Origin of the sequence: Sorangium sp. So ce327 (genome assembly GCF_051530205.1) — a bacterium.
GTDB classification, from domain to species: Bacteria; Myxococcota_A; Polyangia; order Polyangiales; family Polyangiaceae; genus Sorangium; species Sorangium cellulosum_B.
The window spans coordinates 8402717-8426018 of sequence record NZ_CP150330.1 but is presented as its reverse complement, the minus strand read 5'-3'; the positions used below and the strand labels follow the sequence as shown (position 1 = coordinate 8426018).

Below are 23302 nucleotides of genomic sequence, written 5' to 3'. Positions count from 1 at the left end.
CGCTGTGGCGAGATGGTGCCTGACTCGGCGCTCACGCCGCGCGGATATCGCTCTGGAACGGGGAGACGTTCTCCTGGAACATGAGCCACACGAAGAGGCAGCGCACCTCGAAGTGCTCGTCGGCCGCGATGCCCGCGAGCGTGGGGTCGAGCTCTCCGATGTCGTGCCCTTCCCAGAGGAAGCCCGGTACGCCGCGCACCCGGCTGACGAGCCCGCCGGTCTGCAGCTGGTCGCGCGCGCGGAACCAGCGGGTGAGCGACATGTTGACCGCCGCCGTGAAGTCGGGCCGGTGCGCGATGCGCTCCGGCAACGCGACCTGGTCGAGGCCGGCCGACCAGCAAAGCCAGCAGAGGGCGGCCCACTCGGCTCGGGCCCTGCGCATCAGGAGAGAGACTGGCAGGGCTCCTGGGTCGAGCGCCTCGTCCACGGTGAGCTCGACGGTCTCGACGCCATTCTCGGTCTCCTCGGTCAAGGTCGTCTCTGTCCGCGCGAGCGCCACCGGCCCGTCCGGCAAGAGGTGCGACAGGTCGGGCGGGAGCCACGGACAGGGCTCCGTGCCCGGCAGGCCGCGCTGCACGGCCTCGCGCAGGCGCAGGAGGCGTGTGGCGTAGAGCCGGACCTTCTGCTGAACCTGCTCGATCGGCTGATCGAGCTCGACCGTGACCGATGCGTCGCCGGGCACCGGATCGATGGCCTGGCGCGCCGGCCAGAAAGCAAACTCCGGGTACAGCAGCCGCACGAAGGTCCTGAGGTGCTCGGCCACGGCGGGGGCCTCGGCCTCGACGCGGTCGGCGTCCTCGAGCGCCCCGCGCGTGTCGCCGAGATCGATCCGCAGGAGCGCGCGCGTGATGCAGGTCGAGCGGCACTCGGGCACGAGCAGCAGCGCCGCCTCGACGAGCGAGAGCGCAACGCGACGCGAGCCCCGGAAGACGGCGGCGAACATGCGGTAAGCCGCGCTCGGCTCGGCGCCGAGCAAGAGCTCGTCCAGGACGCCGAGCGCGGTCGCGTCGGACGCCTCGAGCAGCGCTCGCCCGCGTTGCTCCACGACCTCGGGTCTCGGCTGCAGCGTCGCGCCGCGCAGGAACTCGGCGAGCCTCTCTCGCTCGCCTCCGCGGGCCGCCGCGCGGGCCGCGGCGCAGCAGGCCTCGCGCGCGCGGCCCTCCTGCAAGAGCTCTCGCGCGAGCGCCCAGACGCGCTCGGCGTCCCACGCCGCGATCTCTTCGGCGAGCGCGGGCGATGCGCCGAGGCTCGCCTCGTCGAGGGCCGCGCCGAGCTCGCGTCGAACCACCGGCGCCCCGTCCGCGTCGAGCCCCGTGAACGCTCCGACCGGGTGACCGTGCGCATACTGGCCGCGCTCCTCGCGCACGCGCCGGTCGAGGTAAGGGCTCGTGTCCGGGTCGGGAAACCAGCGGACGGACGGGCCGTGGAAACGTCCCTGGGGATCGAAGTGCCGCTCCTCGGAAGGGCGGCCCAGCGCGTCGTACCGGAGCTCGCGAACACGCGCGCCAGCGCGAACCTCGATCTCCTGAGAGGGCTTGCCCTCGCGCGTGAAGTAACGGTCGATGAGCGAGGCCGAGGCGTCGTCCTCCTCGCGGACCAGCCATCGTTGCGACCCGTGGTCGTAGTCGGCCTCTCCGGCGACGCCGGCCGGTTGCTCGGGCCAGCGGGAGCCGTCCGAGGAGATCGGGTACCCGTCGCGGTCGTGAAAGACCTGGCGCAGGATGCTCCCTTGCCGATAGCGCGTTCGCAGCTCCCAGGCGCCGGGCGGCACACAGCACGGTCGTAGCCTGAGCTCCGTCGGGGCGTCGCTGCCGTACACAACCACCTCGCCGTCGAGCTCTCCGCCCCGGTAGCGCCCGCGCTGCGCGGGTTGACCGTTCGGGTGGAACAAGGTGAACGGTCCGTCCTTCACCCCGCCCGCGTAGGAGCAGCGCGAGAGCAACGAGCCGTCGCTCGCGCGGTAGACGTCGCACTCGCCCGAGCGGCGGCCGTCGGCGTCGGTCTCCACGAGCTCGAACGTGCCGTGCTCGGGGTCGTACCTGGCTGAAGAAGGAACCGACGGAGGCCGCTCCGCGCCGTGGTGTGCCGTGGAGTCCACGCATCACAGTCTATCGGCTTTCGCGCCGAGAAGGCGGCCCTTCACGCTGATTGCAAAGATCCGCGAAGCGCGGGTCCGGGGCGAGCGGCGCCTGCCTGAGCACCGCTCCGAGCCACGGAAGCTCGACCCTCTCCACGACCGCGGCCATCACCGCGGATCGCTGCTGTCTGCGCCGCGCTACTGGTTGGCGGTGTCGCCGGTGCAGATGACGAACTGCGTCGCGCCGTCCAGGGCTGCGCCGTCGCCGGTGAACCGGACCTGGCGGCGCTCTGTGGACGGGCACTTGGCGACGACTTCGTCTCGGCCGAAGCCGAGCCGCGGGTCGACATAACACCACCCGTGCACCTTCTCGCCGCCGACCTCGACAGGCGCAGGAGGCACCGTGTTCTGGCACGCCGCGAGCTCGTCCGGCGTTTTCAGCTGCTCGACCTCGCAGACGCAGTTCCAGCCGTTCACCGCCGCCACCGGATCGTCGAGCACCATCCGCTTCGCGGCGAGGTTCTCGTGGAGCACCTCCCGCCGCGCCGTCAGCCCGTCGCAGCCGCACTTCCCCTCGGCCGTGCTCCGCGCCTCGAGGACCAGGCAGCTGACCTGTCCGCTCTCGTCCGGCTGGAGCGCGCGGGGCAGGCACTGCCCGCCGAGCTTCGTCTTCAGGCGATCGACGATCGCGCCGATCGCCGGCCGATAGCCGAAGTCGAGCCGGTCCTCTTCCGGGAACCTGAGCTGCGCCGGGCACACGGAGCCGACGATGCCCTGCTCCCCGAGGTCCCGGATGAGCTCGAGCTGCCGCAGGCCCGGATAGGCCTTCGCGTTGACCTGGAGGTTGCTGTCGGTGCCGTCGGGGTTGTCCTGGCACAGGGGGCTGTCTCGGTCTTCCGTGCTCTTGCAGTCCCCGCCCGTCACGGGCTCGAGCAACTCGAACGTGCAAGCGTACTGGAGGTCACCGACGCTCGGGTTGGGGTTCCATTCATGGCCGTTGATGTCGTTGGCGTCGTCCGGCGAGTCCGGGCCGGCGATGCGCGTCCCGGTGATCGGGTTCTCGCCATCGCGGGGGAGCGGCGACTCGATCATGTGGGGATCGCCGGGGCTCCGGCGCGACTTCGGATCTCCGAGGATGATGTCCCAGGTGCTCGCGAAGCTCGCGCTGGGAGCGTTCAGCTCCTTGGCGCTCTTGAAGCCGCCGACGCGGTTGCCGTCCTGGTCCCTGCCTTCCCGGAGATCGGGCTGACCGGCCTCGTCCTGGCGCGCGATGTCCTGCCACGGGACGCCCACGAGGCCCGCGAAGAACACGTACTCCGGCGGACGGTCCGCGCTGTTCTCGTCGTCCGGGTCGAGATCCGAGAAGATCGGGTTGTCGACGAGATTGCCCTGGTGATCCTGGATCCGTTTCTGCGTGAGCGCGTCCCTGTAGCGGTCGATCGGGTAGAGCAGATCGATGCCGAACCGGCGCTTCTGGTCGAAGCAGCGCAGGTTGTGCGGATCCTCGGTCTTCGTGAGCACACGGAGCTGGCCGTCCGGGCCGCAGGTCTCCTCGTCCAGCGGGCACTCGCCCCTGTCCGACCCGCAGGACTTGCAGCACGGGTCGTCCAGGCCCTTGTCCGAGCACTCCCTGCGCGGAGGGAACATCCGGAACTCCTCCTTGTGGCCGTCTGGGTATTCGGTCAAATTCCTCGCGACCCAGAAGGCATTCCCTCCCTCCTTGATGGAACAGTCGTTCTCGTCCGACAGCATGATGATCGCGAGGAGCGAGTCTGGCCGCAGGAACGCCTTGCGCTGATCCAGGAGCTCCTTGTCCACGCCGCGCCGCTCCGCCTTGCCGTTCACCACCTCGAGGGCCTCGTAGGGCGCGGGGTCCACGAGGAAGCGGTACCAGCTCTCCAGCTGCGACTCGTAGCCGCAGCCGGTGTCGGCCACTCCTCTGACCATGTTCGTCAGCGTCGGCACCAGGCCGCGCCCCGCGCCGTCGTCGAGGATCGACTCGCCCGCGGGGCTGAGCTTCTGCTCTGGATCCCAGGCGAGGAACCCCAGGTTCTGGTACGTCGGCGGGTCGTTGTCTGCGTCGTTGTGGTCGTCCCTGTCGCTCCGGGCGATGAGGTGCCCCTTGTCGTTGTAGAAGAACTGTCCTTCATCGCGGCACGAGTCCGCGCCATGGCTGCCGAGGCTCGTGCTGATGATCCCGATGTGGATGTCGACGACGGGCTCGAACTCGCGCTCCATGCCGCTCGGGCAGCGGCCGTCCTCCCTCGGCGGGGACGACGTCAGGGGGTTCAGCGGATCGATGCACCGGGGGTCGACCAGGCGCCTCACGAGGTCGGGCACGGCCAGCGCGAGGATGTCCTGTTTGTCCTTCATCGACCCCGAGTTGTCGATGGTCAGGAGGAGATCGATCTTGTCGACGCGCCGCGGGAGCCGCTCGACGACGGTGCCAGTCGTGCGCGTGTCCTGATGGGCTATCGGGCGGCTCAGGCACCCCGGGAGGAGTGATGTGCCGCCGACGACGAGAGAGCACAAAAGCGACGCTGCCGCGCGGGCAGCGCGGGACGGAGGACGAGCGGGCATGGATCCTTCCTTGCGCGAGAGATGGAGTGGGCCCTTTCGCGCGCCATGCGCGCGCGGAGCCGGCGCGCCCGTCTCGCGCGGAGTGGGTGACAGGCCGCCTGGCTATCGCGTATCAGACGCCGAGAGGGGGCGTTCTCTTGGCTACGTGGCGAGATGAGCGCGACCCCATCACGAAAATCCACGATCCATGGAGAGACAGCGGTGCGGTGGCCGCGTCGCACAGTGGCGGCACATCCGCCGTAGCGGCTCGCGGCACGGGCGGCACAGCCGCCACGCGGGCGGAGGCGCCGCCGCCTCGTCGGGAGCGGAGGCGGCCTGCGTCGGCATGTAATTTAGTGAAAAATTATGCGTGGGAAGGAATCGTGAAGGCCGGGCGCCAGGGCGTCCTCGGCCGGCGGCGGGAGCTCAGCTCTCGGCGGAGGCGGCCGTCTCGGCGCCGGCGACGAGCGGCGCGTACTGCGCGAGGAACTTGCTCCAGCGCTTGTGCTTGCGGCCGGGCTTCCGGGAGCTCTGGGTGCTCCGCTCCTGCTTCTGGGTGACCTTGAGGGTGAGGTGCTGGTGCTGGCGCGTAGGGCGTTGCATGGCGGCGGATGCTGCTCGAACGCGCCCCGCTCCGCAAGCCTCAACGCGACGGAGCCCGCGCCTGCTCGCTTCGTCCGTCGCGCTCCGTCCCCAGCCGGCCGAAGCTGTGGATCCCGTAGATGAGCACCAGGAGCGCGAGCACCGTGAGCCCCATGCCCGCGTCCGACGGCCCGACGCCGACCAGCGCGAGCCCGGCGACGAGCAGCAACCCCCCGCCGCCGAGCGCGCGTCGCGCGCGCTCCTCGGCGGCGTCTCGCTCTCTCCTGTGCCCCCGGCGGCGCGCCGGCCCGCCCTCCTCGCGCGCGCTCACTGGAACTTCTGCGTCCGCGCGTAGGTGATGAAGTCCTGCACGTCGCGCGTGAGCTCGCGCTCGGCGGTGATCGTCGTGCGCTCGTGCGACTCGCCGACGAGGTCGTCGTAGAGGTAGTTCTGCTGGTAGAGGAGCACGAGGCGAATGGCCCCGTCCGGCCCGCCGCGGACGATGCGCAGCTTCTCGTCCCGGCCGTTCGGCGGCGGGATCGCGGCGCCGAGCGCCTGGGCGTCCTCCTCGGTCACGTAGACGACGCCGTACGCGCGGCTCTGCACGCCGACATCGACGCGCACCTTCTGCCCGCTGGTCAGCTCGACCTCGCGCCCGCGCGCCGGCTGCGCGCCCTCGTGCGCCATCGCGCGGCGGATCACCTCGATCGCCCTGCGCTCGTCGAGGGCGCGCAGCGGGTTCGGCGCGCGCGCCTCGCCGCCGCTGCACGCCGCCAGCGCGAGCGCCGCGGTCGCGATCCCCAGCGCGAGGCGCGCCGCTCGTCGCGCGCCGCCGAGGAGACGGCGCGCGTCCAGAGCCTGCCCGGGCGCGGGCGCGAGCGCTGAAGGTCGATGCGGAAGGGGGCCTAGATGGGGAGCCCCCGAGCCTTGATGAAGCTTCCTCGACATGAGCGGCATGAGAGTAGCCAACCGCCCGGAGCTTCGCTACTTCTCCCGACATGGCGCGGCTCGCTGCGATCGACATCGGATCCAACGCCATCCGGCTTCGCATCGTCGACGTCGATCCTCCGGCGCTCGGGGCGTTCGGGGCCGGCCGGGATCCGGCGCTCGCCGGGGCCGCGACCGGGGCGCCCGACGCGCCGCGCTTCCACCCGTTCCGCGATGTCCATGCGGATCGCGCTTCGGTGCGTCTCGGGCACGACGTGTTCACGAAGGGCCGGCTCGAGTCGGGGGTCATCGGCGCCGCCTGCGAGGCGCTCCGGCGCTTCCGCACGGCGATGGATGCGGCCAAGGTCGACCGCTACCGCGCGGTGGCGACGAGCGCCGCGCGCGAGGCCCAGAACGGCGACCTCTTCGTCGAGCGCGCCGCGCGGGAGGCCGGCGTCCACATCGAGGTCATCGAGGGGATCGAGGAGGCGCGCCTCGTCCAGCTCGCCGTCCGCGAGCGCGTCGCGCTCGGCGAGCGGACCGCGCTCCTCGTCGACATCGGCGGCGGCTCCACCGAGCTCACGCTGCTCCGCGGCCGCGGGGCCGTCTTCTCGCGCTCGCTCCCCGTGGGGACGGTGCGGATGGTCGAGGCCTTCCTCGAGGATCGCCGCCCGGTCGACGCGGGGCACCGGCGGCTCGTCGAGGAGTACGTCGATCGCGTCATGGTCGAGGCGACGCGCGAGATCGTGGAGCTGCTCGGCGAGGGATCGGGCTCGGGGATCGATCTGCTCGTCGGCACGGGCGGCAACATCGAGACGCTCGCGGATCTCTGCCCCGCGCCGGCCGGGTCCGCGGAGGGGCGGGCGATCGACGTCGGCGCGATGTCCCGCCTGCTCGACGAGATGGCGTCGAAGACGCCCGAGGAGCGCGCGCAGATCTACGGCCTGCGCCCGGACCGCGCCGACACCATCGTCCCCGCGGCGACGATCCTGGGCCGCATCGCCCGGGCGTTCGCGCAGCGGGTCATCGTCGCTCCCGGGGTCGGGCTCAAGGAGGGCGTTCTCGTCGATCTCGCCCACGCCCACTTCCTCGGCCCCGACTTCCGCGGAGAGGCCGCCGCGGTCAGCGACGCCTGCGTCCGGCTCGGCCGCCGCTACCACTTCGACGAGAAGCACGGCGCGCTCGTGGCCCGCTTCGCCGAGCGGCTGTTCGACGACCTCGCCCCGCGCCATCGCCTCGGCCAGCGCGACCGGATCCTCCTGCGCGCGGCGGCCCTGCTCCACGACATCGGCGACTTCGTCCGCTACGAGGGGCACCACAAGCACAGCTATTACGTCATCGCCCACAGCGACCTCATGGGCCTGACCCCGGAGGAGCGCGCGATCGTGGCGAACATCGCGCGCTACCACAGGAAGTCGCCGCCCAGCATGGATCACGACAACTTCCGCGCGCTCTCGCGCGACGCGCGCGCCAAGGTGAAGTCCATGGCGTCGATCCTCCGCGTCGCCGACGCGCTCGATCGCGAGCACCGGGCCAAGGTCGCGGAGGTGAGCGGCCGCATCGAGGGCGACACGCTGGTGATCGAGGTGCAGGGCGCGGAGGACCGGGCGCTCGAGGAGTGGACGGTCGTCGCGAAGGCGGGGATGCTGCGCGACGCGCTCGGCCTGGAGGTGCGGATGGTCGACGCCACGCCGAGGTCGCGCCCGCCTCCGGCCGCGAGCGCGGGCGGATGACGCGAGGCACCGCCGCGCTCGCGGCGGCTGACGCGAGGCTCCGCTGCGCGCGCTGGCGGGGTCGACGCCCGAAAAAGGCGCCATGGCCTTTGCGTGGAGCCCTGCGGGCCACCATGAAGCTCGGCACGGGGGAGGTCCTGCCCCCGTGGACGAGCGCGGCGATGCCGTACCGACGGGCGCGGCTGCGCCGCCGTGGAACAGGGGCGAGCGACCGTTGACGCTGAAATCTCCGAAGCTGATGGAGGCCCGCCGCGCCGCCGGCGTCCTGAGGTCCGCCCTGCGCGGGCACACGGGCGATCTGACGCTCGCCGACGCGTCGGCGAAGAGCGGCCTGCCGCTGCGCGACGCGGAGAGCGGCCTGCACCTGCTCGTCAGCGAGCACCGCGGGCACCTCAAGGCGACGTCCGAAGGTGAGCTGCTCTTCCGCTTCCCGTACGGCTTCACCAAGCCGTGGGAGACCCGCACGCGCCTGACGCGCGCGCTCCAGGCCGTCCTCCGGGCCGCCGCCGGCGTGGCCCGCTTCGTCGTGCGGGCGTGGATCGCGATCGTGCTGATCGCGTACGTCGTGATCTTCGTCGGGATCCTGATCGCCCAGCTGTTCGCCCGATCGAGCAGCGACTCGCGCAATCACGACGGCGTCCCCGGATCGTTCGCCGGCTACTTCCTCTTTCGGCTGGTCCTCGACGCGATCTTCTGGACGTTCCACCCGTTCTCGCCGTTCGTGTGGACGGCCGAGCCGGCGTGGTCCTCGTCGCATGGCCACCGCGGGGCGTTCGGGCAGCGACGCGACGAGACGCCCTTCTACGAGAAGGTGAACCGGTTCTTCTTCGGCCCGACGCCGGCGCCGCGCGATCCGCTCGAGGCCGAAAAGCTCATCCTGGCCGAGATCCGCGCGCAGCGGGGCCGGATCGGGCTCGCCGACGTGATGCGCGTGACGGGGCTCTCGCGCGACGAGGCGGATCCGATGATGGCGCGGCTGATGCTCGACTACGACGGCACGGTCGACGTCTCCGAGGAGGGGGGCATCGTTTACCGGTTCGAGGCGATCCGGCGGACGGCCGCGGAGGCGCCGGCGCGGGCGCCCGCGCCGGTCTGGGCGGAGCGGGAGGAGCTGCCTCCGCTGACCGGGAACGGGCCGGGGATGAACGCGCTCATCGTGGCGCTCAACGGGTTCAACCTGCTGATGAGCCTCTACGCGCTCGGGGCCCACCTGACGCTGGACAACCTCGGGCTCCTGGCGCGGGGCGTCCCGATGGCGGAGCTGCCCGCCACGGGGACGGCGGTCGCGCTCGGGGTGGTGCCGCTCGTCTTCTCGCTCGCGCTCTTCGCGCTGCCGCTCGGCCGGGCGCTCCTGCGCCCGCTGAAGCAGCGGAGGCTCGCACGGCGGAACGGCCGGCGGGCCGTGCTTCGGGCGATCCTTACCCGCGTCGGCGCGCGGCAGGGCCGGGAGCCGATCACGGAGGCGGTGCTCCAGCGGGCGTGGCGGGAGGCGGCGGGGGAGCCGCCGCGCTCGGAGGAGATCACCCGCGAGGTGGTCGCCCTCGGGGGCGACGTCGACCTCGAGGCAGGCGAGGGGATCCGGTACCGCTTTCCCGATCTGGAGACCGAGGCGAAGGCCCTCGAGGCCGAGCGGGAGGCGGCCTCCGAGGAAGAGGCGCGCGCCGGGAAGGTGATCTTCTCGTCCGACGCGTGAGCGCCGTCGCAGACGGTTTTTTCTGTGGTGCTTGATGAGGGCGCTGACAAAAACCGTCGATGGCGTGTGCGCGCGTACGGAGCCGCACCGCACCGAAGCGCCGTTCATTGACGCGCTCTGGTCTGGACGTCTACGTTAGGGTGAATTTCGCTCATGTACTCCGTTGACAACAGGGCCGGTCGTCTCATCGAGGTGAGGCTCGCATCACCGCTCCCGACTGGCGAGGTCGACGCGTGCATCGCCCGGATCCAGGGCGTCGTGACCCAGAACCGGCACGGCGCTGTTGTCTGCATCGAGCTGCTCCAGGTCGACGTGCTCGCGCCCGAGAGCGCGGAGAAGTTCCTGGAGATGATGCGGGTCCAGAACGCCACGGTGCACCGGACGGCCTACCTGCTGCCGGTGTCGAACGCGATCCTGGGGCTCCAGGTCGAGCGCCTCATCCGGGACGCGCACAACTCGAGCCGAAAGGCGTTTCGCGACACCACCTCGCTCGAGGCCTGGCTCGTCCCGGTGATGACGATGGTGGAGGCGCAGCAGCTCCGGAAGTTCCTGTCCCAGCTCGGCTGAGGTGGCGCCGCCCGCGGCGCGCGCCGCGGGCGCCCCGCCGCGCCAGGCGCTAGCCGCGGACGAACGGCAGGTACTTCGGCTGCCAGAACCGCGCCTTCACATAGGCCTCGACGTTCCCGCTGTCGACCTTCTCGCTCCTCGCGACGCCGTCCTCGAACGCCGCCCGGATGACCGCGATGGCGACGCGCGTGGAGACCTCCTGGAGCTCCTCCACGGGCGGGTAGATGAGCCCCTTGTCGAGGTGCTTCTCCGCCGTGTAGTCGACGAGCGCATACGCCGCCGCGAGCACCATGCCGTCCGTGATCTCGCGCGCGTCGGACAGGATGGAGCCGAACCCGAGCCCCGGGAAGATGAAGGCGTTGTTCCCCTGGCCGATGGGGATGGTCCTGCCGTCGACCTCCACGGGCGGGAAAGGGCTGCCGGTCGCGACGAGCGCGCGGCCCTCGGTCAGGGCGAGGATCTCCTCGGGGAGCGCCTCGCAGGAGCTCGTCGGGTTGGAGAGGGCGAAGATGACCGGCCGCGGGGTGTTGGCGGCCATCGCCTTGATCACGGGCTCGCTGAACGAGCGCGGCTGCCCGGACAGCCCGAGGAGCACGGTCGCGCGCGTGTTCTCGAGGGTCTCGAGCAGCGTCGGCACGGCCCCGGCCTTCTTCCATGCGGCGATCTTCCCCGGATCCTGCGCGAACTTGCGCTTGTACTCCTCCATCGGGCGGTCCTTCGCGAGCAGGCCCTTGGAGTCGAGGACGAAGATGCGGGCGAGCGCCTCGTCCTCGGTGAGCCCGTCGCGGAGCATCCCCTGGCAGATGGCCCAGGCGACGCCGACGCCGCCCGCGCCCGCGCCGTGGATGACCACCGATTGATCCCTGAGCCGCTCGCCGCGCAGCCTGCACGCGGCGACCACGCCCGCGAGGGTGACCGCCCCTGTCCCCTGGATATCGTCGTTGAAGGAGGGGATCACCTTCCGGTACCGATCCAGCACGGAGAAGGCGGCCTCCTTGGAGAGGTCCTCCCACTGGATGACGGCGCGGGGGCAGCTGCTCTTCACGGCGTCGACGAACCTGTCGAAGAAGTCGAAGTAGGCGTCGCCGCGCAGGCGGCGCTGGCGAACACCGAGGTAGAACGGGTCCTCGATGAGATCGGCCCGGTCGGTCCCCACGTCGAGGACCACGGGCATCGTGTGGAACGGGCTCACGCCGCCGCCCGCGGTGTACAGCGCGAGCTTGCCGATCGGGATGGCGAGCCCGCCGTAACCCTGGTCGCCGATGCCGAGGATCGCGGAGGAGTCGGTCGCCACGATCATGCGCACGTCCTCCCACGGGAAGCTCGCGAGCACGCGCTGGGCGCGATCGATGTTCACGGGAGAGAACGAGACGCCGCGCGCGCTCTGATAGAGGAAGTTGAACTGCTGCACGGCCTCGCCCACGGTCGGCGTGTAGACGATGGGCAGCATCTCGCCGAGGTGGCGATTGAGCAGCGCATAGTAGAGGATCTCGTTGCGCTCCTGGAGCGCCCGCAGATACTGATACTTGGCGATCGGCGTCGGCTCGCGGCGAAACCCGCCATAGACGCGGGCGAGCTGCTGTTCCATGGTGTTGACCTGCGGCGGGAGCAGCCCGTCGAGCCCGAGGTTCACGCGCTCTTCCGGCGTGAAGGCCGTCCCCTTGTTGGTCATGACGAGCCTGAGGAGGGCGATTCCGTCGAAGTACACCTCCATGTACTCGCGGCCATAGGCGTCTCTCTTGACGTCGAAATACTTTGAGATCCTCACCATGGAGGCATTCTAAACCGACGCGCGCGCGCCGGCGAGCATTCCTTGACCGCTTGAGCGCGCGAGCGGGCGAACTCGGGTGGTTGCCGGTCGGTGAATGGAGTGTTTCTCACAGGGGTATCACCGACGGGCGAGCCCGGGCGGATCTTGCTCGCCGGATGCAGTGCTTCTCACATTGTTATCGCCTCGTGGTATAGAGGCGCGATGCGACGCATTGCCGTCATTGGAGGCGGTCTGGCCGGGTGCATCGTTGCGTTCCGGCGGGCGATGGCGGGCGATCAGGTGACGCTCGTCGAGGCGGCTCCGCGGGTCGGCGGACAGCTCTGGACGGAGCGGGCCTCGGGCTTCGTCGTCGAGCTCGGCGCCGAGGGGTTCATCGCGCGGAGCGAGGCCGTCCCTGGGCTGGCGAGCGCGCTCGGTATCGCCGGCGATCTCGTCGGTCAGGAGACGCACCGGTCGTTCGGCTTCGACGGCGTCGCGCTGCGGGAGCTCGCGCCGGGCGAGGCGGCGGAGTTCCTCGGCTTCCAGGTGCCGCGCGACGAGCTCGGCAAGGGGATCCGGACCTTCCGCCTCGGCATGGCGCAGCTGACCGAGACGCTCGCGCTCGCGATCGCCGGGCGCGTCGAGGTGCGCTCCTCCGCAGCCGTCGCCTCGCTCGCGAAGGTGGCCGGGGGCTTCCGCCTCGCGCTCGCCGGAGGGGCCGAGATAGACGCCGACGCGGTCGTCCTCGCCACCCACGCCGCCGGCGCGGCCGCGCTGCTCGGAGAGGCGGGGCGGGCGCTCCGCGACGCCGAGACGCTCTCCAGCGTGACCGTCTCGCTGGCGTACCCGCGCGCCGCGATCGAGCATCCGCTCGACGGCACCGGCTTCGTCGTCGCCGCGGGGCACCAGGCGCACGGCTTCCGCGCGTGCACGTTCACGACCTCGAAGTTCGCCGAGCGCGCCCCCGCCGGCCACGTCACGCTTCGCCTCTTCTTCCGCCCCGATCCGGCGGACCTCGAGCAGATGGGCGACGACGCCTGGACGGCGCGCGCCGAGGCCTCGCTCGCGCGCGTGCTGCGCGTGCACGGGCCCTCCGAGCGCGCGTGGGTCTCGCGCTGGTCGAGCGCGCTCCCGGTCTCCACTCCTGCGCACGCGGCGCGGGTCAGAGAGGTCGAGCACGCCCTCGCCGGCAGCGGCGTGCTCCTCGCCGGATCGGCGTTCCACGGCTCCGGGATCGACGCCGCCGTGCGCTCCGCCGAGGTGGCCGCGGAGCGCGTCGGCGCCCTGTAGAGCGCCGTCGCGCTCCGGTGCGACCACGCACGAGAGACGCCCCGTCCTCCAAAAAGCTCGCCGACTCGGGCGCGAGGAGCGCGGCCTGCCGGCGTCGATCCGCGGTGACAGGCTCGACCCGGACGGGCGAGGATGGGCACCATGACCACCGACATCACCGGCTGTCACCGCACGCGCGAAATCGAGAGGCGCCTCGCGCTCGGCTTCATCGCGGCGTGCGTCGCCGCGGGCTGCCGTGACCAGCCGCCGCGACCGACCGCCGAGAGCGCGCCGCCCGTCGCGGCGAGCTCACCTGCCGCCGTCGCGTCGGCGAGCAGCGCTGCGCCGCCGGCGCCGTCGGCGTTGCCCGCCCCGAGCGCGCGCCCGCTCACCGAGAAGGAGAAGCAGGCCCTCGACACGTACAAGGCCGCGCTGGCCAGAGGCCGGCTCGCGACCAAGAAGCGGGACTTCAACGCGGCCATCCAGGCGTTCTCCGAGGCGATCGCCGCGGACCCGAGCGACGCGCGGGCGCTCGCGGAGCGAGGCTTCGCGCACCTGACGGCGGGCGACAGCGAAGCGGCGGACCACGATTTCGACGCGGCGCTCGCAGGGGCGGGCGATCCCGAGCTGCGCTCCCAGATCTGGTTCAACCTCGGGCTCCTGCGCGACAGGGCGGGCGACGCCGAGGCGGCCCGGGTCGCTTATGCCAACGCGCACCTGCTCAAGCCCTCGGCGGCGACGCGCGGCAAGCTCGCCGGCAGATCGACGTGCACCGTGGAGGTCCGCAAGGCCGACCTCGAGGGCGCCGAGCTCGTGAAGGGGTGGACCGAGCTCCTCGCGCGGATCGGCACCGCCGAGCAGGCGCCCGGCGAGGCGACGAGCGAGGCCGCGGCGCGAGAGCGCCTGTGCAGGCCCGACTCGAGGTGGGCGGACAGCCCGTGCACCGGCGGTCCGCCGTGGGTCTTCCCTCGCGACTACATGATGTACGTGCACCACAGCAACCATGTGGTCTTCCCCCGCAAGCCGGACGGGTTCCTGGTCGTGAACGGCGGTCATTCGGGGGGCTGGCCCGCGCACTGCCATGGGACACGCAGCGTGAGCGGCTCGGTCGAGGGGGAGCTGCTCGTGCTGGAGAGCTCCTTCAACGGCGCTGGCGCGGTCTACGACGGAGAGGTCGATGGCGAGATGCGCTGTCGGGACGGCGCGAGCTACCGCGAGCGGACGTTCTATGACGCGCGCACCGGCCGGGCGATCGTGGCGCTGCGCTGGCCGGATGGGGGCGAGGCCGTCGTGAAAGTGCAGGGCGGTCAGCTGGTCGTCTCCGGTGGCGGCTGCGACGAGCGAGTCCGGCTCGGCGCCAGCGTCGGCGACAACGTCAGCACGAAATAGGCCACGAGGTGCGCTGCGCGCGGTCGCCTGCTGCCGTCGCCCCTGGCTCAGGAGGCCTGAGCGCCGCCGCGGGTCGCGCCTGACGCCCGCGGCATATCAGGTCCAGGGCGGGCGCCGGCAAAGGGAAGATGGAAGATGGAAGATGGAAGATGGCGCGGTTCTTCGATTGCACCGACCGCGCTCGGACCGGCGAGCGCCGAGGGAGCGCGCCAATGGTGAAGGCGTTGAAGGCGGCGAAAAAAGAATCGACTCGAGGAACTTTTCTGTTGCGCAGCCCGTCCAAGGGGAGTACTTAATCCGAACACGAGGATTCGCCATGTTCAGCCGCCGCGACAACCTGCAGCTCGTCACCATCCTGTCCAAGTCGGGAACGCCCGATGCGGCCATGGCATGGGATCGCCTGCTGGGTGGTGAACATTGGGCGCATAATCCAGGCTACCCTTGCAGCCTCCGTCCGTCGCGGAAGCTCGGTAACCCGGAGAATAGCGCCTAGAGGCAGCTAAGCACGCGTCGATCGACGACGTTCGCGAAGGCCGCCTCGGGAAACCCAGGCGGCCTTCGGCGTTCTGGGGGCTTGTGGGCTGTCGGCTCGTTGCGGCTATCGGCCCGCTCGTGGGCTGGAGATCTGCTGTGGGCTGTCGGCCTGCCGGTGGCTGGAGATCTGCTGTGGGCTATCGGCCTGCTGTGGATCGCGGGCTGCCGGCGAGTCGAGGAGATGAGTTGTCTTGCGCGCGGCGCGCGACGTCGTCGCGCGCTGGGGTGGGGGAGTTGCGCCCGGAGAAAGGAGGCGCGGCATTGAATGCGCTGGGAGCATTCGATTCGAGGATGAGCGCCGCGGCGCGCGTTCACGGCGCCGGGTAATGCTTACGCGGAATGGTCGACGTGGTTTGGCTTGCTGACACGGCAGGCCATGCGGAGGTGTGCCCTCCGCGCGGACCCGTAGCTCAGCTGGATAGAGCAGCCGCCTCTTAAGCGGACGGTTGGAGGTTCGATTCCTCTCGGGTCCACCTGTCCTCGCCGGCGCAGCCGCGCCGGCGTCGGGGACACCTGATCTGTGACAATCCAGGATGATGAAGTGGAGGCGCGTTGCGCCTCCATGTTCCGGTGTAGCTCAATGGTAGAGCGCCCGCCTGTTAAGCGGGTGGTTGGAGGTTCGATTCCTCCCGCCGGAGCCGCGCCCCCATCGCGGGAGGCAGGCCCGTTTCGCTCACGCGAGGCGCCGGCTCGCCGCCCGCCGGGGGCGCGTCGGCGCCTCGTTCGAGCGGGCGCTGCGGGATGTAGCCTAGTGGAAAGGCGCCTCATCTGGGGTGAGGAGATCCGCCGGTTCGATTCCGGCCATCCCGACGATGGTTTGCGTGGGTGTTTCTCTTCTGGTGAAGAGGGCAGGTTGTGACCCTGCGGAGGCGGGTTCGATCCCCGTACGCCCACCCAGGACGGGTCGAACGGGCTCGGTTATCTTTGGGAGATCAACCCGAGCACGCTCTTTTATCCGTCCTCTATTGCCCGGGGGCCCGGGCCGGAGGTGGTGTGATGGCCGATTATCTGAAGCACTTCGCCGCGCTGGTCACCCCGCAGCGGCAGAAGGCCCGCGCCGATCAGGCGAAGAACAGCGCCGGCGGCTTCGCCTTCGCCCTCGACGAGTGGGCGAGGCTCGACCGCTGGCTGATCCTCGGCGCCGAGGGGGGGACCTACTACGCGACCGAGCGGAAGCTCACGGTGGAGAACGCCCGCGCCGTCGAGGCGTGCCTCGCCGCGGACGGGCCCCGCGCCGTGCAGCGCATCGTCGACATCAGCGGCTCGGGGCGAGCGCCGAAGAACGCGCCCGCGATCTTCGCGCTCGCGATCGCCGCCGCCGACGCGAAGCTCGAGACCCGGCAGGCCGCCCTCGCGGCCTTGCCCGAGGTGTGCCGCACCGGGACGGATCTCTTCCACTTCGTCCGCGATGTGCGGGGGTTCCGCAAGTGGGGGCGCGGGCTCCGGTCCGCCGTCGCCGCCTGGTACAACGGCAAGCCCGTCGACAGGGTCGCGTACCAGGCGATGAAGTACCAGCAGCGCGACGGCTTCAGCCACCGCGATCTCCTGAGGCTCGCGCACCCGGTCGCGCCGACCCCGCAGCACGACGCCCTTTACCGCTGGATCGTCGGCGGCATCGAGGCGCTCGGCAAGGAGTCGGCGCGCGGCAAGGCGCTGCCCATGACCGATCTGCCGGACGCGGTGCGCGCGTTCGAGTCGCTCCGCGCGGCGACGAACCGCAAGCAGGTCACCGCGCTGATCAGGCAGCATCGCTTCACGCACGAGATGCTCCTGACCGAGTGGAAGAACGACCCTGCGGTCTGGGAGGCGCTGCTCGAGCACATGCCTCAGACAGCGCTCCTCCGGAACCTGGGGAAGCTGACCGCGATCGGCCTGCTCTCGCCGATGAGCGACGCGTCCCGCAGGGTGGCGCGACAGCTCACCGACGCCGAGCGCCTGCGCGCGGCCAGGGTCCACCCCATCGCCGTGCTCTCGGCCCTCAAGGTCTATGAGCAGGGCCACGGCGAGCGCGCTCGCCGGCGCGCCAACGCGCTCTCGTGGACCCCGGTCCGCGAGGTCGTCGACGCGCTGAACGAGGCGTTCTACCTCGCGTTCCGGGCGGTCGAGCCGACGGGGAAGAAGCACCTCCTGGCGCTCGACATCTCCGGGTCCATGACCAGCGGCTCCATCGCCGGCGTCCCTGGCTTGACGCCGCGCGTGGCGAGCGCAGCCATGGCCATGGCGACGGCGAGGATCGAGCGCGAGTACGGCGTCGTCGGCTTCTCGGCGGCGTCGGGCGGGTACGGCGGCAAGTGGGGCGGGGGCGTCTCCGGCCTCATGCCGCTGTCGATATCGCCGGAGCAGCGCCTCGACGACGTGCTGCGCGCGGTGAATGGCCTGCCCTTCGGCGGCACCGACTGCGCGTTGCCGATGGTCTGGGCGAAGCGGAACCGCGTAGAGGTCGACGCGTTCGTCATCTACACGGACAACGAGACCTGGGCGGGCGGCGTTCACCCGTTCCAGGCGCTCAGGGAATACAGGCAAGCGATGGGCCGACCGGCCCGGCTGATCGTCGTCGGCATGACGTCGACCGGCTTCTCGATCGCCGATCCCACGGACCCCGGCATGCTCGATGTCGTGGGGTTCGACGGGGCGGCCCCCCAGGTGATGGCGGATTTCACCCGGGGTGTCTCGTAACAGGCAGCGTGACGGACGGGCTCCGCCGGCCCGTCCGTCCCACGAGGGCGCCTCACGAGCGCCCTCCTTTTGCGGGGCGCCGCCATGATGGATGGCACCTGTCCTTCACCCTTTGCCCGGGATCTCCCGGGCCTCGGAGGGACAGTTCTCGTGGTTCGACTCCAGCGTCCTGCTCTCAGCAAAAGCCCCCGAGCCCGAATGGATAGGGGCCGGCCTACGAAGCCGGTCGATGCGGGTTCGAGTCCCGCCGGGGGCGCCGGGATCTCCTCTCCGTCGCCCGCTCTCTCGCCCGATCCGGGCCGAAGGACGACGGTTCTCGGATCCCGACCATGCCGCCGTAGCTCAGCCTGGTAGAGCACCTGACATTCCGCTCTCCACCATTTGCCCGATCCGGGCCGAAGGAGGACGGTTACCGTTAATCTGGATGACGCGGGTTCGAATCCCGTCGGCGGCGCTGGTTTGCCCTCGTATGCATCTGGTGAGGCAGCCTGATTGTCGATCAGGTGAGGGGAGTTCGATCCTCCTCGGGGGCGCCTTGGGGTGTGCGTCATGGAGACGGCGGAGCCTCCAAAACTCCTGCGAGAAGGTTCGATTCCTTCACACCCCGCCGCAAAAAAAAGGAGCGCGATGATCCCAATAAGAACGATGCGTGATCGTCCAATGGGCAAGGAGGTAAAGGAGGTAAAATAGGTAAAGGGGGTAAAGGACGTGGGGAGACAAGGAGATGGATGTTCGATGATGAAGATCTGACGCCAGGACCGCTGGCTCGGGGTGATAGTTCAACCGGGAGAACACTGCCTTCGCACGGCAGGGATCGAGGTTCGACCCCTCGTCGCTCCACCGGACGGGCCAATGCTCGTGGGTTACCATGTCGCTTGGCAGTTCCCCCTTGGGACCTCCCCACGGCGCCCTTTGCCCGTTCGTTCGTCTCGTTGCCGAGGCGGGCCGTCGTCCGGCGGCCGCACACGATGTGCGGGCGCGCGGCGCCCGGCGGCCCGCCTCTTTTTTCGATGAACCCGCGGTGGTAGCTCAACGGTAGAGTGCGAGCGTGCCAGGCTCGCGACGGGAGTTCGATTCTCCTCCACCGCTCCCTTCAGGGGCCGCGCCTCGCGGCGCTCTGCGCCAGCGACGTCGCGGCGTCGGGGCCGCAGGTCGACGCTCTTGATCGTGTGACCCTGTCCCCATCTCGCTAGAGGCTCAGGCGGCCGGATTTTCGCTCCGGAGGCGCGGGTTCGAATCCCGCTGGGGACACCGGGCCGCTCCGCTCGCCAGCGTGCTCCTTTGAGAGCCCGCGCCCGAGCGAGCGAGCCTGCCAATTCCATCTTGATGAGAACTTTCTGGGTGTGGCTCAACCTGGTAGAGCACCGGCTTCGGGAGCCGGGGACTGGGGGTTCGAATCCCCCCACCCAGACCGCGGAGGAGCGACAGCTCCGCCGCGACGCGCGACGAAGACCCTCTGGGTGTGGCTCAACCTGGTAGAGCACCGGCTCGGGGAGCCGGGGGCTGGAGGTTCGAATCCTCCCACTCAGACCGCGTCGCGCGGACGTCACCGTGACGGAACGGCATACGTGGCAGGCTGAGATCCTGCGCCCTTCGGGGTATGTGGGTTCGAGTCCCACCGGTGACACCCTGCCCGGGTGGCGAAACGGCAAACGCTGCTGGCTTAGACCCAGCCATCTGGGGGTTCGACTCCCTCCCCGGGCACCGATTGCGTCTAACCTGGAGTGACGTCATGAAGAGAAAGAGACGATAGAGAGGTGGGCCATGACCGCGCAGACGCTGCTTTTGACGCCATGGATGGTGCCCCATAAGGTCATCCCCTGGCAGACCGCCGTCACGATGAGCTTCCTGGGCAAGGTGGAGGTCATCGAGGTGTACGACGACGTCATCCGGTCGCCGTCGCTCTCCATCAACGCGCCTGCGGTGGTGCGGCTGAAGCGACCGACGCTGGGGATGAAGCGCGGCGTGAAGTTCTCGCGGCTCAACGTCCTCCTGCGCGACGGCTTCCGCTGCCAGTACTGCGGCGTGCAGAAGGTGGCCCGTGAGCTCAACTACGATCACGTCATCCCGCGTGTGCAGGGTGGCAAGACCGTCTGGGACAACATCGTCGCTTCCTGCTACGCGTGCAACTCGGCGAAGCGGGGGCGTACGCCGGAGCAGGCCGGCATGAAGCTGCTCCGCGCCCCGGTGAAGCCGAAGTGGCTGCCGCCTGCGCCCGTGATGGGCCTGAGCGAGCGGCGCATCCCGGAGCTGTGGGCAGGCTACTGCGCGAGCTCGGGGTGAGCTGAGCCCCTCGCGCCGGCGCGCCCGCGGCCCGTCGTGCAGACGGCGGGTCGGGCGCGCCGGCGCGCGTCGGGGCTTCCACCGGCGGCCGCGCGGGTGCAGGATGGGCAGGCATGGAGACGCGTCAGGCCGAAGGCCGCGCGGAGGACGAGGACGCGCCGTTCCCCGCGATCCTGCGGGGCTGGCTCATCGAGGGGGAGCTCGGCCGCGGCGGGATGGGGCGCGTCTTCCGCGCGCGGCACCCGAAGACGCGGGCGCGGGCGGCGATCAAGGTGCTGCTCGGCGACTACGCCCGCCGGCCGGACGTCGTGGCTCGCTTCCGGCAGGAGGCGATCGCCGTCAACATCATCAACCACCCCGGCATCGTCCGAGTCTTCGACTCCGGTGAGCTCGAGGACGGCTCGCCCTACATCGTGATGGAGTACCTGGACGGGCGGGGGCTGCGCGACTGGGTGCAGGCCGTGCCGGCCGCGGATCGGCCGCGGCAGGTCGTGCGGCTCGGCTACCAGATCGCGTCGGCCATGGCCGCGGCCCACGCGTCCAAGGTCGTCCACCGCGATCTGAAGCCGGAGAACATCATGGTGATCGACGACGAGCTCGCCCCCGGGGGCAGCCGCGTCAAGATCCTCGATTTCGGCATCGCGAAGGTCCTCTGGGGCGGCCTCCCCGAGGTGCTGGAGCTGGACGCGAGGGGCTCCCTCGCGCCTGCGTCCGCGCCCACGCTCCGCACCGAGCTCTCGGCGCCGAGCGCGCCGACGGTGGGGATGGCGCCCGACCGCGAGAGCGCCGCCGGCTGGGCGGGGATGGCGAGCGGCCCTGCGAGCGACGCGCGCACGACGGCGGACAGCGAAGGGAGCTCGACAGCGGAGAGCGACCCGCGCGAGGACGACGCGCTCCGGAGCCTTCCTCGCGTGAGCCTCGAGAGGCCTGCGATCCAGATCCTCCCCGCGCCGGTCGAGATCCCGCCCGGGGTCGTCTCTTCTGCTGCGGGGCGCGTGTCCATCGAGCCCGCCGGGCCCGCGTCGAGCGGCGGGGGCGCGGGACAGCCCACGATGCCGTTCACGCAGGAAGGCGCGTGGGGCCTCGGAACGAGGAGCTACATGGCGCCGGAGCAGGAGCGCCACTCCGGGAGCGTCGACGTCAAGGCGGACGTCTACTCCCTCGGCGTCATCCTCTACGAGCTGCTCGAGGGGCAGACGCCCGACGCGCCGCGCGGCGCGTGGCCGCCCCCGATGAGCGCCGCCACGCCGCCCGATCTCGTCGCCCTCGTCCACCGGGTGCTGTCGTTCGACCCGGATGCGCGGCCGCGCATGGCGGAGGTGGCGACGGCGCTGCACCGGCTCGGCCGGGCGAAGAAGGAGCTCGACGAGGCGCTCTCCATGTGGGTCGCGAGCGGCAGGGCGCCGAGGCTCCTGCCGCGCGGCAAGGCGCTGCACGAGCTGTCCGCGTGGGCCCGGGACATCGACGATCTCTCGGGCCTGGAGCGCAGCTTCCTCGACGCGGCCCTCGGCGCGGAGGCCCGCCGCGAGCGGCTCACGAGGGTGCTCCTTGCGCTCGGCGTGGTCTTCCTGATGGGCATGGTCGCGACGACCACGGTGTTCTGGGTGCACGCGACGCGGGCGCGGGCGACCGCCGAGGCCGCCGAGCGCGCCGCGCGGGAGCACAGCCGCCTCGAGGCGGCCGCGAACTCCTCCGCGCAGGAGGCCCTCGCGAAGATGACCGAGGCGCAGCGCGCCACCGAGGAGGCGCTCGCGCTCGCGATGAAGGCGAGCGACGACGCGAAGAGCGCCAACTCCGCCAGGGACTCGATGACCGAGGCGAAGCGCCTGGCCGAGGGCGCCGAGCTCCGAGCGAGGCGCGCGGCGCAGGCCGCGGCCGCCGCAAAGGCCGAGGCGGACGAGCGCTACGAGCAGTCGAGGAGCGCCATGGAGCGCGAGATCGCCGGGCTCGAGGGCGACCGCGAGCGCCTGTCGGCGCGGCTCGGACAGGCCGAGGATGAGCGCGAGAGGGTGAGGACCGCCCTCCGCTCGAGAGAGCAAGAGCTCAGGGCGGTCCTGTCGGAGCTGAGGCGCGAGTCCACGCGCGCGGGCTTGCTCGAGCGCAGGCTCGACGAGGCCTCCACGCAAATCGACGCGCTGGAGAGGCAGAACGAGGAGTGCGCCCTGCGGCAGCGGAGGGCGCCGCCGCAGCCAGAGCCTCCCGCGGACGGGGAGATGCCCCCTGCGAAGGAAGAGAGAGAGGAGATCGCGACGCCGCCGGCAGAGCCCCCGGTGGACTCGAGGCCTCGGCCGGCGCCCCGCTGGCGGTGGCGACGCGATACGACGATATAGCCTCGGCGGACCGCGGGGAGGCGGGGCTCGCGCCGCGCGCTCGAGCCCCGCGCGCCCTGCGCATTCGGGCTAGCTGAGCGTAGGGTTCTCCTCGCGGCCACGGTTGCCGCCGCGCGCGTCCACGACGCGCACGCTGCTCGCCTGAGGCCCCTCGTTGCCGTCCTCCTCGGTGTAGGCGACGCCCATGCCGACCCTCAGATCGGCGAACGGAGCCGATACGATGCTTCGCTCGTGAAAATAGATCTCCCGACCATCGATCGTCGTGATGAACCCGTAGTCGTTGAACAGCTTCGCGATGACGCCGGCCGTGTCCTGCGCCGGGTGTGCCTTCACCTCGCTCCGTTGCTCGTCAGCGAGCTTCTTGAGCTGACGACCGGCGCGCTGGAACACGTCGCGCACCGCCGCCGGCAGCAGGTTCCTCGCCGCCCGCTCCTCGCTCACGATCTCGTGCTTGCCGGCCACGTGGAGGTCGATGCGCACGCGGTACTCTCCGCCCGTGCCCATGCTCGCGTGGTCGCGCTCGACCACGACCGCGCAGCTGTTGATGTGGTCGTTGAAGCGCTCGATCTTGTTCGCTTGCTCCCGGATCAGCTCCTCGAGCGAGGGGCTTTTGCCGATGTGTCGGAAGGTGAGCTCCACTTGCATGCTCTCTCCTTTCATCGCTTCAAATCACGCTGTAGCATCGTCGGTATGCGTCTGCTTCGCCGGAGGCGCAGGCTCGGAGGGATCGGCCCTGCGACCGTGACCACCTCGCGTGTGCTCGGCATGAACAGGTAGCAAGTTCGCTGCCATGGCCGCTCAGCCGCGCACCAGCGGCGCGGCGCGCTCCTTCACGGTCGAGCGCGCCAGGCGCGCGCGCGGAGGCGCAGGCTCTGCGCGGAGGGAGCCAGTTCTTGCGTCCCTCGTGGATCTCCAGGGTGGCGCGGCGGTGTG

The 23302-nt window shown here is 70.8% G+C and carries 16 protein-coding genes and 15 tRNA genes; 24 read left to right on the top strand and 7 right to left on the bottom strand.

Features of this window, described 5'->3' with window-relative positions:
* Positions 1–31 precede the first annotated feature (31 nt).
* The 5 genes from WME95_RS31360 to WME95_RS31340 form a co-directional block, all read right to left on the bottom strand.
* A complete protein-coding gene (locus tag WME95_RS31360; protein ID WP_437903011.1) occupies positions 32–2098 on the bottom strand; it encodes a toxin-antitoxin system YwqK family antitoxin in 2067 nt (688 codons plus the stop codon).
* Between the two features lie 177 nt (positions 2099–2275).
* On the bottom strand, positions 2276–4657 hold the full coding sequence (locus tag WME95_RS31355) for a hypothetical protein (RefSeq protein ID WP_437903010.1): 2382 nt from the start codon (positions 4655–4657) through the stop codon (positions 2276–2278).
* Between the two features lie 405 nt (positions 4658–5062).
* A complete protein-coding gene (locus WME95_RS31350; protein ID WP_437542522.1) occupies positions 5063–5239 on the bottom strand; it encodes a hypothetical protein in 177 nt (58 codons plus the stop codon).
* A 40-nt stretch (positions 5240–5279) separates the two neighbouring features.
* A complete protein-coding gene (locus tag WME95_RS31345) occupies positions 5280–5549 on the bottom strand; it encodes a hypothetical protein (RefSeq protein ID WP_437903009.1) in 270 nt (89 codons plus the stop codon).
* Positions 5546–6166, bottom strand: a complete 621-nt coding sequence (locus tag WME95_RS31340; protein WP_437903008.1) for a hypothetical protein — start codon at positions 6164–6166, stop codon at positions 5546–5548. The genes WME95_RS31345 and WME95_RS31340 overlap by 4 nt, the downstream gene beginning before the upstream one ends.
* Positions 6167–6216: 50 nt before the next feature.
* Between WME95_RS31340 and WME95_RS31335 the strand changes: the two genes are divergently transcribed.
* From WME95_RS31335 to WME95_RS31325, 3 genes are all read left to right on the top strand, one after another.
* Positions 6217–7878, top strand: coding sequence for a Ppx/GppA phosphatase family protein (locus WME95_RS31335; protein ID WP_437903007.1), 1662 nt, complete (start codon positions 6217–6219; stop codon positions 7876–7878).
* A gap of 214 nt (positions 7879–8092) precedes the next feature.
* Entirely contained in the window at positions 8093–9571 is a 1479-nt protein-coding gene (locus WME95_RS31330; protein ID WP_437903006.1) for a hypothetical protein, read from the top strand.
* Between the two features lie 153 nt (positions 9572–9724).
* The gene (locus WME95_RS31325; RefSeq protein ID WP_437293542.1) at positions 9725–10138 is read left to right on the top strand and encodes a hypothetical protein; all 414 of its coding nucleotides are present in this window, start codon (positions 9725–9727) and stop codon (positions 10136–10138) included.
* Between the two features lie 49 nt (positions 10139–10187).
* On the opposite strand, the gene WME95_RS31320 is transcribed toward WME95_RS31325, so the two are convergent.
* Complete coding sequence (locus tag WME95_RS31320; RefSeq protein WP_437911046.1) at positions 10188–11906, bottom strand: NAD-dependent malic enzyme; 1719 nt, start codon at positions 11904–11906, stop codon at positions 10188–10190.
* A gap of 204 nt (positions 11907–12110) precedes the next feature.
* Here WME95_RS31320 and WME95_RS31315 point away from each other — a divergent pair, with 204 nt between their 5' ends.
* The 21 genes from WME95_RS31315 (at position 12111) to WME95_RS31215 (ending at position 22369) form a co-directional block, all read left to right on the top strand.
* Positions 12111–13178 (top strand): protoporphyrinogen/coproporphyrinogen oxidase, encoded by a 1068-nt coding sequence (locus WME95_RS31315; RefSeq protein WP_437903005.1) that lies wholly within the window; start codon positions 12111–12113, stop codon positions 13176–13178.
* A gap of 141 nt (positions 13179–13319) precedes the next feature.
* The gene (locus tag WME95_RS31310; protein ID WP_437903004.1) at positions 13320–14546 is read left to right on the top strand and encodes a tetratricopeptide repeat protein; all 1227 of its coding nucleotides are present in this window, start codon (positions 13320–13322) and stop codon (positions 14544–14546) included.
* Between the two features lie 316 nt (positions 14547–14862).
* Entirely contained in the window at positions 14863–15039 is a 177-nt protein-coding gene (locus WME95_RS31305; RefSeq protein WP_437903002.1) for a hypothetical protein, read from the top strand.
* Between the two features lie 440 nt (positions 15040–15479).
* Positions 15480–15553 (top strand) — tRNA-Lys (locus WME95_RS31300).
* Positions 15554–15646: 93 nt separating this feature from the next.
* Positions 15647–15718: transfer RNA gene (locus tag WME95_RS31295), tRNA-Asn, on the top strand.
* A gap of 99 nt (positions 15719–15817) precedes the next feature.
* Positions 15818–15890, top strand: a tRNA-Pro gene (locus WME95_RS31290).
* A gap of 12 nt (positions 15891–15902) precedes the next feature.
* Positions 15903–15977, top strand: a tRNA-His gene (locus WME95_RS31285).
* Between the two features lie 99 nt (positions 15978–16076).
* Entirely contained in the window at positions 16077–17756 is a 1680-nt protein-coding gene (locus WME95_RS31280) for a TROVE domain-containing protein (RefSeq protein WP_437903000.1), read from the top strand.
* A gap of 184 nt (positions 17757–17940) precedes the next feature.
* A tRNA-Arg gene (locus WME95_RS31275) sits at positions 17941–18012 on the top strand.
* 75 nt (positions 18013–18087) lie between these two features.
* Positions 18088–18210, top strand: a tRNA-OTHER gene (locus WME95_RS31270).
* 7 nt (positions 18211–18217) lie between these two features.
* Positions 18218–18289 (top strand) — tRNA-Asp (locus WME95_RS31265).
* Between the two features lie 4 nt (positions 18290–18293).
* Positions 18294–18363: transfer RNA gene (locus tag WME95_RS31260), tRNA-Trp, on the top strand.
* A 161-nt stretch (positions 18364–18524) separates the two neighbouring features.
* Positions 18525–18596, top strand: a tRNA-Ala gene (locus WME95_RS31255).
* Positions 18597–18774: 178 nt separating this feature from the next.
* Positions 18775–18845: transfer RNA gene (locus WME95_RS31250), tRNA-Gly, on the top strand.
* A gap of 88 nt (positions 18846–18933) precedes the next feature.
* Positions 18934–19007, top strand: a tRNA-Glu gene (locus WME95_RS31245).
* An 86-nt stretch (positions 19008–19093) separates the two neighbouring features.
* Positions 19094–19167, top strand: a tRNA-Pro gene (locus WME95_RS31240).
* 45 nt (positions 19168–19212) lie between these two features.
* A tRNA-Pro gene (locus tag WME95_RS31235) sits at positions 19213–19286 on the top strand.
* Between the two features lie 15 nt (positions 19287–19301).
* Positions 19302–19383: transfer RNA gene (locus WME95_RS31230), tRNA-Leu, on the top strand.
* Positions 19384–19387: 4 nt separating this feature from the next.
* Positions 19388–19460, top strand: a tRNA-Leu gene (locus tag WME95_RS31225).
* A 93-nt stretch (positions 19461–19553) separates the two neighbouring features.
* Positions 19554–20039, top strand: coding sequence for an HNH endonuclease (locus WME95_RS31220; RefSeq protein ID WP_437902999.1), 486 nt, complete (start codon positions 19554–19556; stop codon positions 20037–20039).
* Positions 20040–20152: 113 nt separating this feature from the next.
* Positions 20153–22369 (top strand): protein kinase domain-containing protein, encoded by a 2217-nt coding sequence (locus tag WME95_RS31215; RefSeq protein WP_437902998.1) that lies wholly within the window; start codon positions 20153–20155, stop codon positions 22367–22369.
* 69 nt (positions 22370–22438) lie between these two features.
* Here WME95_RS31215 and WME95_RS31210 read toward each other — a convergent pair whose 3' ends face one another.
* Complete coding sequence (locus tag WME95_RS31210) at positions 22439–23014, bottom strand: HPF/RaiA family ribosome-associated protein (RefSeq protein ID WP_437902997.1); 576 nt, start codon at positions 23012–23014, stop codon at positions 22439–22441.
* Positions 23015–23302 lie beyond the last annotated feature (288 nt).